Origin of the sequence: Idiomarina sp. UBA4206, from assembly GCF_002383015.1 — a bacterium.
GTDB lineage: Bacteria > Pseudomonadota > Gammaproteobacteria > Enterobacterales > Alteromonadaceae > Idiomarina > Idiomarina abyssalis.
Map to the genome: position 1 here is coordinate 31597 of NZ_DFTS01000037.1, position 11984 is coordinate 43580.

An 11984-nucleotide genomic window follows, 5' to 3' on the forward strand; every position below is an offset into this window, starting at 1 on the left:
TGGAAAGCTCGTTATTTTTCAGCGAAGTGGATGATTTTATCCTGCTGGAGAAAGGCATGATGATGCAACCTGAAATGGTGCGCAATATCGACGCCCGCAGCTGGGGTGGTGAATTGACCTCCCGTTACCAAATAACCGATCCCTGGTTGGTCTCCGCCGCCATTGCCATTGTTCGTGGTACCAATACAACGGACGATAGCTACCTGCCCCAGCAGCCGGCTGATGAGTTGCGGCTGGCCAGTGATTACCGTCTTGGGGAGTTCACCTACTCTGTGTTGTGGCGTTTGGTTAAACAACAAAACCGCGTTGCGCCAAACCAAGGGAATGTTATTGGTTACGACTTAGAGAAAAGCGCGGGTTTTGGTGTAGTCTCGGCTAATATCGACTGGGAAGTTGACCCAAAGTGGCAGCTAAGCTTAGGAATCGATAATATACTGGATAAAAATTATGCAGAGCATTTAAGTCGTTCTGCTGCCAGTATTTCGGGATATCAACAAATTGACAAAGTTAACGAGCCAGGTCGTACCATCTGGTTGCAAACCAGCTACCAGTTTTAATTAATATGCTGACACTATTCGCTTATAAATTTATTAATCGCCGCTCTTGGATAATATGTCTGGCCTTGTGTTTAGATATTGCCCTGGGTAACTTGTGGGTCGCTTTTAATGGGGGCATCAGTAACCCTTTTACTTCTTTGCTACTGATTTTTATCGTTATAGCGTTTTTGTTGTTACCAACCATTTTTGCTTTAGTTGTTGTATTGGTCAGTATTTTGGGACAAGTCGCACAAGTGAGTTTGCCTTCTCTTTTGCCGGGCCAGCAAAATCATGCGGCCCATGCGCTGAGCGATGAAATGCTCAAACACGCCCAGGGCATGGTTATCGGCTTTATTATTGCTGCGCTTATCATTGCAGTATCACTGTACTACCTAAAACAACAGTGGTTTCAGTCAGAGAAGGCGTTACAAGATGTGCGCGAACGTCAGCTGCGTGATGAACAACTACTGACCATAGGCGCCGCGGCCGCTCAATTAACTCACGACGTGGCTACTCCGGTGCAATCTCTTCGATTGCTCAATGAAGAACTGCAAGAATGTGATATCGATTTAGCACTGAAACGCGAGTTAAACGAATACTTAACCAAAGTCGAAGCTAGTCTGGAGCAATGGCGGGAAGCTGCAGAAGATGTCCGTAGTAATCGGTTGCACAATTATACGGTTGGCGAAATTGTAACTCAGTTACAGCAATTACTACGAGTTGCGCGCCCTGACGCGCAGGTCAATTGGGAATCTCCAGAGTCATTACGTTATGCGATTATTTCTGCAGATCGCACGCTTTTTCCCGCTATTGTGAATTTGATCATTAACGCACTGAGCGCAGGAGAGCGAAGCAACCATCAGGTAATTTCTGTGCAGTTCAGTGAAGCTTTTGTGAGAAACAACAGGCAACTCCAAATTCACATTGTTGATAACGGGGACGGCCTGAGCCAGCTTCAACAAAAGAAAATAGGTAAGTCCATAACCTCAAGTGAACAAGGCATGGGCGTTGGAGCCGTCATAAGTCACGCCACAGTCGAACGCCTTGGAGGGCAAGTCAGCTGGCAATCAACAACTGACGGAACATTAACGTTGATCGTTTTACCGGTGGTTGCCAATGCATAACTTTAAGTTACTTATCGTTGATGATGATGAAGGCTTTTGTAAAATACTCCAAAGGCGCCTGGAACATCATGGTTTGAATATAGAAAAAGCCCATTCAGCAGAGCAGTCACTAAAATTGGAAGGCCCCTTCGACGGTATTCTGCTTGATATGATGCTGGGCAATGATAATGGTCTGTCTCTTATCCAGCCACTAATTAATAAATACTCTCCTAAGCACTTAATTGTATTGACCGGTTACGCCAGTATCGCAACAACTGTCGAAGCAATGAAACGTGGTGCAACAGATTACTTAACCAAGCCAGTTGCTACCGAAGAGTTATTGCAACGTTTTACAAATACCCCTATTCATTTGGACGCTCCTTCGGGTAGCCGTCTAACCCCGGGACAAATTGAATGGGAACATATTCAGAGAGTACTTAAGGATAATCAGGGAAATATATCTAAAACGGCCCGAGAGTTGGGAATGCACCGACGCACGTTGCAGCGAAAATTAGCAAAACGCTCACCGCATTAAAAAAGGCGCCGCCCTGTAGATGGGCGACGCAAAGGCTCTAGAAGGAATAACGAATACCGGCCATAGCAACATAAGGGTCAATATCAACGTCAACGCTTTGAATGGTTGTATCGTTAACTCGCACGTCACCCGTTGTATCAATGTCCATGCGACTGACCATAAAATGCAGGCCCCAGTCTTTAGTCAGTTCCACATTGACACCAGCCTGCAAGGCATAGCCCCAGCTGTTTTTAAGCGCCAGTGAAACGGAATCGTCAGCAGTCACAACACCAAGATCACCTAAAGTTGAACGCAGCTGAGGGTCTATCTGCTCGTCGAAAAACGCCGTATAGTTAACACCGACACCAACGAAAGGTTTGAACATGTCGTTGTTCAGGTCAAAGTGATACTGCGCCAGCAAGGTGGGCGGTAAATGTTTTGTTTTACCTACTTTCAGTCCGGCTAGTGCGCCTGTTGCAGTAATATCGTGGCTAAAAGGTGTTGCTGCAACCAGCTCTACCGTCCAGTTGTTTGTTAATGCGTAATCAAAAGTTAAACCCAATTGCGTATTGGTGTTAACGCCGACACCGGTCGAGTTCTCTGGCAGACCCGCTACGGTTTCAACAACATTAAGGTTACTGCTACTGTCATCCGGCATGACGGAGATAGCACCAACATTAATTGAAAAATCATTTGCTAAAGCAGAAGTGCTTAACAACCCTAACAATACACCACAAGACAATGCTTTAAGCTTCATGGGTAACTCCTTGTTAATGAATACCCATAAAGCTTATAAGGTTTATTGCTTAACTGAATTGATCTGCATCAATTTATTGTTCTGCGTTATGGTAAATGTTTTGAACATCATCCAGGTCGTTGAGCATATCCATTAAACGCTCAAACATTGGCTGGTCATCTTCACTGATACTGGTGGTTACCTGTGGCAGGAACTGAATTTCATCAGCCTCAAAATCAACCTCTGGGAAAGCGCCGGTTAAGGCCTGACGAGCAGCAGCATATTCTGTATGAGGTGCAAATACTGTAACCAGCCCTTCCTCATACTCAACATCGGTAACATCAACGTCAGCTTCCATTAAGGCTTCAAGTACTTCATCTTCACTGTCGTGCTTAAAAGCAAAAATTGCACAATGATCAAAAGAGTGAGCAACACTGCCCTGAGCACCGATTTTTGACTTACTTTTGGTAAAACAGTTACGCACATCGCCAAAGGTTCGGTTCGGGTTATCGGTCAGACAATCGACTATGACCATGCAGTTTCCCGGGCCATAACCTTCATAGCGTGCAGGAGAAAAATCTTCGCCAGCGCCGCCCTGAGCCTTATCAATAGCTTTTTCAATAACGTGCGCGGGCACCTGGTCTTTCTTTGCCCGGTCTATCAGACCTCGTAGTGCCAGATTACCATCCGGATCGGTACCACCTTGCTTCGCACAAACATAAATTTCACGACCATAGCGGCTGTAAACTTTGCTTTTTGCATTGGCGGTTTTAGCCATAGACTCTTTTCGGTTTTGATAGGCGCGACCCATTCTGAATATCTCACTGGTTAATTAAAGACCCAAAGATTTTACACAGGCAGCAGGTACTGGTCGAGCAATACCAGGAATAAGTAGCGGCATCCGTTCATATTGTTGATATAGCCAACCCGTCTACCATAGAACTTTTTGATTCTTCAGTTGCCGCTATCAGTCAGCGTAAACTCAGCCGCAGAAATAACCAGTTGAGTCCGTTATGCAAAACCCAGTACCCGTTTTATCTATGCGAAAACTTTACTCTAGTGCCTCTCATCGCCAGGAGTTTATTGCTGAGATCGGTAAGGCAGCACGCGAGGTTGGCTTCTTCTACCTGGAAGATCACGGTATTTCACTGACAGAGCAAGTAAAGGTACTGGATACTGCTAAATCATTTTTCGCGCTTAGTAATACCGCGAAGAAAGAGATTCAGATGATTCACTCACCCCATTTCCGCGGATATTCTGCAAACTATTCCGAGTTGACCGCTGGTCGTCGCGACCGCCGGGAGCAGTTCGATATTATGGATGAGCTGACGGCTTTTTCAGATGCAGACATTCATCATGAATGGCAGAAGCTGATTGGCCCTAACCAATGGCCAAAACAATTGCCGGAAATGAAAACCCAGCTTCTCAGCTGGCAGGACAAACTCACCGAGGTGTCTCTGCAATTGTTAGAAGCGCTCTGCGAAAGCCTGAAGCAACCTTCTGATGCCCTTTCAGAGACGGTTCGCAAAGGGCCCTATCGCCACACTAAGCTCATAAAGTACCCGGGAACTTCAGAAGGTTCCGAGCAAGGGGTGGGCGCACATAAAGACCCCGGCTACCTGACATTAGTCATGCAGGACGAAAACAGCGGACTGGAAGTCGAGTTTGAGCAACAGTGGTATAAAGTCGCACCCCGTCCCGGAGCCTTTGTCGTCAATATTGGTGAGCTACTGGAGCTGGCATCTAACGGCTATTTAAAAGCGACCAACCACCGTGTGACCAGTCCTAAAAAAGGAGTTACCCGATACTCTTCTGCTTTTTTCATGGCCGCACAGCTTGATGCGTCAGTACCTGTGCTAAATCTGCCCCCTCATTTAGCTAAACAAGCAAAAGGGCCAACCAGCGACCCGAATAATCCATTACTAAATAATGTGGGCGAGAATGTAATGAAAGGCAGAAAGCGTTCGCACCCTGATGTCTCGATGCGTTTTTACCCACAACCTTTAGAGTGCACTTCCTGCTAATCAGTTTTGTGAACCATTTTCACTTAACAATTATCGGCATAAACCCGAATTTGAGGTTCGCTGACAGAGGTGGCGGCTGAATAGGTCACATAACACTGCATGAGATCATCCTCAGTCGCTGCTATTCCGACAACATTACCTATCCCAACTTCGGAAACAGCCCAGTCACTCAATTCAACGACCTGGTTAAGAACACTTTCTTTCGCCGCAGGGTAACCATAGAAAATTAGTGTGCCTCCGTCCGGGCAACTGACGCTTGTCTCATCAAACTTACCGCCAAGACAGGCAGAGTCTGCACTTTCCAGACCTTGAACTGCGGCTTTGCTATAGGTGATATCGAGAGCAGCTTTCAACGAAGCCTCAAGCCCTTTAAGGCGACTTTTTTCAGCGTCACTAGAAAAGTTAATGAACTGTGGAAGTGCAGTAACGGCTAAAACGCCAAGCACAACAACAACAGTAATAAGTTCGACCAGCGTAAATCCTTTACTACGTCGCATGCAAAACATCCAAAAATAAAATAGGGGCCACAAGAGCCCCTATTGTAATACAGATTAAATTGTTAATTCAATGTTATTAAAAGCTAACTGTTACTGAATCACAAGCTTCTGTACCCGCTTCACACAGTTTGTAGACAACATCGCTACCATCCGAGTCAAAGCGGTCACGTACTCGGCCTGAGTTTGATAATGTTTCAACAAACTCACCGTTACGATACAAGTCGACGTCGCCCGCAGCGCCTGACCAACGCAGGTCAACCAAAGCGGTTCCGCTACGCAGTAAGCGTGAACGATAAACGTCTAGCTCGATATCGGTAAGGCTTACCGTCACAGACTGCGTCACAGTATCTGATAGCTCAGTTGCATCAGTCACTGTTAAAGTAACCTCGTAGGTTCCTTCTTGAGAGTACGCATACACAGGGTTTGCTTCTGTCGAAGTGCTACCGTCACCAAACTCCCAGAAATAACTCTCAATGTCACCATCGCTGTCTGTTGATGTATTCGTAAAGCTTACCGTTAAGTCAGCCGCGTCTGCTTCAAAACCTGCAACAGGAGCATCTGGTAAGCCATCGTCTTCTTCAACAGCAGTTAGAGTTAAGGACCAATGGTTCAATACACCGGTATCTGCACCAGCGTTGTCTGATACATTCAGCGTCCAGTCACCGGTCATATCTTCACCGTTAAAGCTATCCAGCGACCAGCTCTGAACCAAATCATCTTCGCTGCCGCCAGTACGGTCATGCAGTACATGCTCTGTACCTTCAGGCGATGTTAAAGTAACGATTAAATCACCACGCCATGTATGGGTAATATCAACACTGACATCAGCACCGAAGACCACGCCTGTATCAGGCACATTGATCACTCGAGTAATACCGTTGCTGTCGTCATCCGGGATATCAACACCGGCAGCATCATCGTAATAAAACTCAGATAAGCCCTGTGGCAGCACATAAACGCTTGCGCTAACATCTCGGGTCATTTCACCAGTTTCTACATCGGTACCATTAACCGTTATAGCGTATTCGCCCCAAGTGGTGTCTTCAGTTGTTGCTACTTGCACATCAACCGATTCGCCATTTTGTGCCTGGTCTGAAGACAAAGAGACATCAAGCTGAGGTTCAGAAGAAACCGTTAAATCAACAGCCCCTGACCAGTCAGCAATACTGCCCACATCCAGAGTTAATGTGGTGTTATCACCAGCAACAATTTCCTGAGATACCGGAGAAAGTGTTAAGCGATAAGCTGGATCGGGATCCGCAGCTTCGAGAGCACTCAATGCATTTAAACGGTTACCAGACACTGTTTTACCCGCTAAAGCTGGGTTGCTTTCCCCAGAGTCCATCAGAATTTGCTTAACTTCAGCAACCGTCAGATGCGGAGCAATAGACCACACTAAACCTGCAACACCAGCTACGTGAGGGCTTGCCATTGAGGTGCCAGAGGCTGTTGCGTAACCACCATTTAGATAAGTTGACAGAATTTCAGTACCTGGTGCACCTAAGTCAACAGACACTGCGCCATAAGTTGAAGAAGCAGCCATTGCGTCAGTGCGCGTGGTATTTGCGACGTTAACAATACCGTCTAAGTCGTAACCACCTGGGTAACTTGCAGTAACGTCCGAATCGATACCATCGTTACCGGCCGCAGAAACAAACATAATGCCTTCATCAATACTGTCACTGATAGCCGTTCGTAGTGATTCAGAGTATGCGCCGCCACCCCAGGAGTTGTTCGTCGCAACTAAGTTGACGCCATGATTCACCTTCAGGTTAGTCATGTAGTCAATACATTCTATGGCCGCAGCGGTACTACCTGAACCTGATGCATCCAGGAACTGACAACCAACAATTTCAACGTCCCAGTTAACGCCCGTTACACCTTCGCCATTGTTTGAACTAGCGCCGATAGTACCGGCAACATGCGTACCATGGCCGTTTTCATCCATTGGGTCGCCGTTTGAATTAACTGCAGAGTAACCGTAGCAGTCATCAACAACGCCGTTACCGTCATCGTCCTGACCGTTGTCACAAACTTCACCTGGGTTAACCCACATGTTTCCGGCTAAATCCGGGTGCGTATAGTCAACACCGGAGTCGATAACACCAATGACTATGGTCGAGTCACCCGTTGTAATATCCCACGCTGGACGCGCATCGATATCAACACCCGGCGTACCGCCGCTTTGCCCGGTATTTTCCAAAGCCCACATGTCGCCAAAAGCTGGGTCGTCCGGCGTCGCCAGGATATTGAAGTCTGAGCTCTTCGTATCGTTAATTGAAATGATGTAGTTCGGTTCAGCTACATCAACTAAAGGGTGGTTTGAGAGCCGCTTAATTAATGCATCACGCTGCTTAGCATTACGTACGTTTACTTTTGCAATACGTCCATCAGCAATGTTCCGCATTGCCATGTCCCGACCGCGGTTATCAAGTGCACGCAAAGTACCACCTGCATTGCTTATCAGGTTCAGGCGCTGCTCTTTCGTTGCCGAGGCTTTAAAAACCACCAACAGAGAGTCGTCGTCCGCTTGTTTACTATTGGCAGCAGCTGTTCCTGCAGCAAGTGCCATAGATACGCCAACGACCAATTTTTTCAAATTCGTCATGCTTCCTTCCTCATTATTGTTGTAGGAATATCATTTACCTGTGCGAACTGCTTTTTCAGCACTAAAAAAGAAGTAGCATATTTTTCACACTGATTTACGCCAAAAGTTAAATATTTAATGTTCTTTACGATAAATACGAAAAAGGGACTAGGACATTCAGGTTGCTCTCGAGGAAAATAAACCCTAAAACTTTGTTAAATAATGACTTTCTCATTCAAATACCATCTAAAAAATACACCATTCATACGATTGTCGCGCACATTTGAACCTCTATTCTTGTTAGCGGAATTATTAACAAAAGGTGTTCCGCTTTGACTTTCATTAAACAACTTTTAGTAGCAACAGCTGTCATCCTCATCTCTTTTTCAGGAAAGGCTGACGAGTTATCTGTTGCATTAGCAGGGTTACTGGAGCGGCAGTCCCTTGCAAACCATGCCGAAATTGCTCAACTAGGCTCATATAACCTCACTTCAGTAGCGCAGGCAGGAGAGCAAAATTACGCATACCTCGTTCAGTTCGGGTTGGAAAACACTCTGACTATCGAGCAGCAAGGGTTCAATAATTCTGTCACTGCAGAGCAGTCTGGACGCAGTAATTCAGCGACCATTCTTCAAGTTGGGCAAAGCAATGTCATTCAGCTTCAACAACTTGGTGATGGAAACTCTATAACCATTCAGCAGACAGGCGCTGCCGCTGAAATGTCCATCACGCAGTTCAAATAAGAACAATCAATGGAGAACAAAACATGTCTAATACAATTCTTAAAAAAAGTGCAGTAGCTTTAGCCTTAGGTCTGGCATTCTCAGGTTATGCTGCTGCAGAAACACACATTGCGGTTGTTAACCAGGATTCATCAGAAGCCGTTGAATTCGGCAACAACATGTACATCGAGCAAAACGGTGTCTTTAGCTGGGCTTACGCTGATCAGTACGGAGAAGGTAACGATACGTCACTTCTTCAGTTTGACGACTGGCAGGAAGCTTATACTTATGTGACCGGCGACTTTAACTTTGTTGAGGGTGAGCAGTCTGGTTTCTGGAATATCTTCGACTCAGAAGCGACCGGTAATGACAACATGTTAACGAGTCTTCAAGAAGGCGACATGAACTCATCTGAAGTCTTCCTGACGGGCAATGGTAACTCTGCTTACGTAGAGCAAGCAGGTGCTGGAAACACTGCCTCTATCGATTTGACTGGAGACTACAACGCTGCCGATATTTCACAGTTCGGTGACTCTAACTGGGCTAGCTTCCAAATTGAAGGTAGTGACAACGAGTTTTCAGCCTATCAGTCAGGTTCACTTAATGAAGCCGGTTACTTTAATGCAACGGGTGATGCCAACGTATTTATTGCTGATCAAGAAGGCGATGGCAACGTAGGTGGTGTAGTCGGCGCTAATGGCGACATGAACGAGGTTTACGTTCAGCAGTTTGGTTCAGCGAACATCTTCATTGCAGAGAACCTGGCGGGTGACGAAAACCTGGTAGACGTATATCAGGACGGCGCTAGCAATGAATTCTTGATTCAGCCAATCCAAGGTGATTTAAACGAAATCGCTGTTCAGCAAGAAGGTAATACAAACGTAGTAGAAGCCGCAACTGGCATGGTAGGTAACTACAACACAGTTGATGCGCACCAAAACGGTGATAACAACTACGCAGTTTTCGCAACCGAAGGTGATGACCACATTATTTCAATGAGTCAACGTGGTGACGACAACATCGCTGTTGCGGAGTCTTATGGCGCATACAACGACATCCACATCCAAAGCCGTGGTGACAATAACTTCAACGGTGTTGCTTTAATTGGTGCAGACAACGAAGCATCTAGCCGCCAATACGGAGATGCTAACACTGCTGAAATCGTTATTGCAGGTGACGACAACGAAGTTGACTCACGCCAGGACGGAGACAGCAATACCTTGTTGGCATACTCATACGACGCAGGCACAACCTCTGGCAACGACCTTCAATCAGAGCAAACTGGCGACATTAACCTTATCGATACCATTATCGGTGGCAATGACAACCTTATCGCTTTCGTTCAGGAAGGTAACAACAACATTATTGCTGGCGACGAAGGGTCATTTATTGTCGGCGGTAATGGTGGCAGCGTTGACATTCAGCAGGTTGGTGACAACAACGTTGTGACTGGTGGTCAATTTAGCGATACCAACACCATGAGTGTTTATCAGCAAGGCGACTATAACGTAGCAACAGTAGTTCAATACTAATTCAGTATTAGCTCAATAATAAAAAGCGGCTGCTTTTAGTAGCCGCTTTTTAGGCGCTTATGTTAAAGAAACTCATTTTTGCTCTCATTTTAATGACTCCTTTTAGCCAGGCGGATGAAATAGAGCTTGGAGGAATGGTTCTTGACAGAACGATATCTCGTTTTGGCAAAGACTTTTTCTTTTACTACACCAGCTACTGGCGAGATATACCATCGACTAATGGAATTACAGTCGTCGTTAACGAGCGAGTGTACCCACAAGCAGGAACTTACCTGTGGGTGGAAATGGAACAACAAAAAGTCTTCGAAACCTATTTTGGCCGTCGCCAAAATGACGTAAAGAAGCTGGCTGAACAGGCCATCCTTATAAGCATTAACGAGGTCGCCCGTATAAAAGCAGACTCAGTTTTTGATTCGCCAGAAAATAATCAATTCTAAAAAGGCGTTAACTATGAAAAAAAGACTATCAATTATCAGTTTAGCTTTGGCTTTATCATCCCCATTGGTTGCTGCGACAGAAATTGTCTATCAACCAATTAACCCCAGCTTTGGCGGAAACCCAATGAATGGCAGCTTTCTGTTACAAAAAGCTCAGAGCCAAAACGCGCATACAGCTCCTGATGAAGGACGCTCATTCGTCGATCGCTTCAGAGATGCACTTGAAAGAAACATTATCAACTCGCTTACTCGCCGAATAGCGGACGGTGAGATCGTTGAAGGCCTTTATGACACTGGTGAGTACACAGTGGAAGTCATTGGTCAGCCTGACGGCAGCGTGCTCGTTTATATCACGCATAACGAAACCGGTGAGCAAACCGTTATAACAATGCCTTCGATTTAAGAGAGTTACCATGAATATTCGTACTATCATTTTATTGGTCTTGTCAGTCGCAATGTCCGGTTGCGCTATGATGCCCAAGCCGACAAGCCTGAATATCCAACCAGCTGAAATTGATGCGCCCAGCTCAATGATGCTGACCTTAAAAGAAAGCCCTTTACCTAAAAATCGCATTCCCGTCTCGGTTTATGCTTTTCGGGATCAAACCGGGCAATACAAACCACAAGCTAATGTCTCAAGTTTTTCCACTGCCGTAACTCAGGGTGCTACGTCGATACTGACTCAGATGTTACTTGAGTCTGGCTGGTTCTTACCCATGGAAAGAGAAAACTTACAGAACCTGCTTACTGAGCGCAAAATCCACAACTCGAGCAAGAGCTCTGACTTACCTCCGTTGCGAGAGGCTCGATTACTGCTGGAAGGCGGCATTATTAGCTACGACACAAATGTCAGTACCGGTGGTATTGGAGCCGAATATTTTGGTATCGGAGCATCGGAGTTATACCGGGAAGATCAGGTATCCGTTTATATACGTGCTGTCGATGTATACACAGGACAGGTTCTTCTCTCTGTTTCGGCAAACAAAAAAGTCTTTTCACAAGAGCTAAGAGCAGGCCTGTTTCGTTACGTTTCCTTAAATCGTCTGGCTGAATTTGAAGGTGGCTATTCGACGAACGAACCGGTTCAGCTTTCTGTTAAGCAAGCAATGGAAAAGGCATTATTTGAATTAATTGAAAAGGGGCAAGAGAGAGGCTTTTGGCGAGCGGATAGCTAACCGATGATTCGCTATTTTATTTAACCGGACGTTGCGTAATTCGACCACTTTAAAAGCTCAACTCGATTGCGCGCTCCGGTTTTTCTAAAAATTGAAGACAAGTGTGTTTTTACCGTGTGAG

General features: G+C 45.8%; 13 protein-coding genes. 9 read left to right on the forward strand and 4 right to left on the reverse strand.

The genetic code is table 11. The annotated features are described in order from the left end of the window. The 3 genes from B3180_RS07660 to B3180_RS07670 form a co-directional block, all read left to right on the forward strand. Positions 1–557 (forward strand): TonB-dependent receptor domain-containing protein (locus tag B3180_RS07660; RefSeq protein WP_286843857.1); only part of this gene is annotated, 557 nt, incomplete at its 5' end. Positions 558–562: 5 nt separating this feature from the next. Continuing rightward, the gene (locus B3180_RS07665) at positions 563–1660 is read left to right on the forward strand and encodes a sensor histidine kinase (RefSeq protein ID WP_278358584.1); all 1098 of its coding nucleotides are present in this window, start codon (positions 563–565) and stop codon (positions 1658–1660) included. Further along, complete coding sequence (locus B3180_RS07670) at positions 1653–2174, forward strand: response regulator transcription factor (RefSeq protein ID WP_278358583.1); 522 nt, start codon at positions 1653–1655, stop codon at positions 2172–2174. The genes B3180_RS07665 and B3180_RS07670 overlap by 8 nt, the downstream gene beginning before the upstream one ends. Before the next feature lie 37 nt (positions 2175–2211). On the opposite strand, the gene B3180_RS07675 is transcribed toward B3180_RS07670, so the two are convergent. Then, positions 2212–2910, reverse strand: a complete 699-nt coding sequence (locus B3180_RS07675) for an OmpW/AlkL family protein (protein WP_224797665.1) — start codon at positions 2908–2910, stop codon at positions 2212–2214. Between the two features lie 73 nt (positions 2911–2983). Further along, positions 2984–3700 (reverse strand): YebC/PmpR family DNA-binding transcriptional regulator, encoded by a 717-nt coding sequence (locus B3180_RS07680; RefSeq protein ID WP_054488713.1) that lies wholly within the window; start codon positions 3698–3700, stop codon positions 2984–2986. A 202-nt stretch (positions 3701–3902) separates the two neighbouring features. Here B3180_RS07680 and B3180_RS07685 point away from each other — a divergent pair, with 202 nt between their 5' ends. Next, positions 3903–4913 (forward strand): isopenicillin N synthase family dioxygenase, encoded by a 1011-nt coding sequence (locus tag B3180_RS07685; protein ID WP_278358582.1) that lies wholly within the window; start codon positions 3903–3905, stop codon positions 4911–4913. Positions 4914–4936: 23 nt separating this feature from the next. Here the strand turns inward: B3180_RS07685 and B3180_RS07690 are convergent, their stop codons facing one another. Beyond that, positions 4937–5410, reverse strand: a complete 474-nt coding sequence (locus B3180_RS07690; RefSeq protein WP_054488717.1) for a prepilin-type N-terminal cleavage/methylation domain-containing protein — start codon at positions 5408–5410, stop codon at positions 4937–4939. Positions 5411–5486: 76 nt separating this feature from the next. Continuing rightward, positions 5487–8018 carry a S8 family serine peptidase gene (locus tag B3180_RS07695; protein WP_278358581.1) on the reverse strand — a complete coding sequence of 844 codons (2532 nt, stop codon included), beginning with the start codon at positions 8016–8018 and terminating at the stop codon, positions 5487–5489. Between the two features lie 311 nt (positions 8019–8329). On the opposite strand from B3180_RS07695, the gene B3180_RS07700 reads away from it, so the two are divergent. Genes B3180_RS07700 through B3180_RS07720 form a run of 5 tightly spaced genes read left to right on the forward strand, consistent with a single transcriptional unit; the run spans position 8330 to position 11863 of the window. Then, complete coding sequence (locus B3180_RS07700) at positions 8330–8740, forward strand: curlin subunit CsgB (RefSeq protein WP_054488721.1); 411 nt, start codon at positions 8330–8332, stop codon at positions 8738–8740. A 23-nt stretch (positions 8741–8763) separates the two neighbouring features. Beyond that, the gene (locus B3180_RS07705; RefSeq protein WP_271332092.1) at positions 8764–10251 is read left to right on the forward strand and encodes a hypothetical protein; all 1488 of its coding nucleotides are present in this window, start codon (positions 8764–8766) and stop codon (positions 10249–10251) included. A 59-nt stretch (positions 10252–10310) separates the two neighbouring features. Further along, on the forward strand, positions 10311–10688 hold the full coding sequence (locus tag B3180_RS07710; RefSeq protein WP_054488725.1) for a curli production assembly/transport protein CsgE: 378 nt from the start codon (positions 10311–10313) through the stop codon (positions 10686–10688). Positions 10689–10701: 13 nt separating this feature from the next. After that, positions 10702–11091 carry a curli assembly protein CsgF gene (locus tag B3180_RS07715; protein WP_054488727.1) on the forward strand — a complete coding sequence of 130 codons (390 nt, stop codon included), beginning with the start codon at positions 10702–10704 and terminating at the stop codon, positions 11089–11091. Positions 11092–11101: 10 nt separating this feature from the next. After that, on the forward strand, positions 11102–11863 hold the full coding sequence (locus B3180_RS07720) for a CsgG/HfaB family protein (RefSeq protein WP_054488729.1): 762 nt from the start codon (positions 11102–11104) through the stop codon (positions 11861–11863). Positions 11864–11984: the final 121 nt, after the last annotated feature.

Bases quoted from the DNA above. Each gene is read 5' to 3' on its own strand.
- B3180_RS07695 (WP_278358581.1), bottom strand. From the start codon at position 8,018: ATGACGAATTTGAAAAAATTGGTCGTTGGCGTATCTATGGCACTTGCT.
- B3180_RS07670 (WP_278358583.1), top strand. From the start codon at position 1,653: ATGCATAACTTTAAGTTACTTATCGTTGATGATGATGAAGGCTTTTGT.
- B3180_RS07720 (WP_054488729.1), top strand. From the start codon at position 11,102: ATGAATATTCGTACTATCATTTTATTGGTCTTGTCAGTCGCAATGTCC.
- B3180_RS07685 (WP_278358582.1), top strand. From the start codon at position 3,903: ATGCAAAACCCAGTACCCGTTTTATCTATGCGAAAACTTTACTCTAGT.
- B3180_RS07680 (WP_054488713.1), bottom strand. From the start codon at position 3,700: ATGGGTCGCGCCTATCAAAACCGAAAAGAGTCTATGGCTAAAACCGCC.
- B3180_RS07690 (WP_054488717.1), bottom strand. From the start codon at position 5,410: ATGCGACGTAGTAAAGGATTTACGCTGGTCGAACTTATTACTGTTGTT.
- B3180_RS07705 (WP_271332092.1), top strand. From the start codon at position 8,764: ATGTCTAATACAATTCTTAAAAAAAGTGCAGTAGCTTTAGCCTTAGGT.
- B3180_RS07710 (WP_054488725.1), top strand. From the start codon at position 10,311: ATGTTAAAGAAACTCATTTTTGCTCTCATTTTAATGACTCCTTTTAGC.
- B3180_RS07675 (WP_224797665.1), bottom strand. From the start codon at position 2,910: ATGAAGCTTAAAGCATTGTCTTGTGGTGTATTGTTAGGGTTGTTAAGC.
- B3180_RS07715 (WP_054488727.1), top strand. From the start codon at position 10,702: ATGAAAAAAAGACTATCAATTATCAGTTTAGCTTTGGCTTTATCATCC.
- B3180_RS07665 (WP_278358584.1), top strand. From the start codon at position 563: ATGCTGACACTATTCGCTTATAAATTTATTAATCGCCGCTCTTGGATA.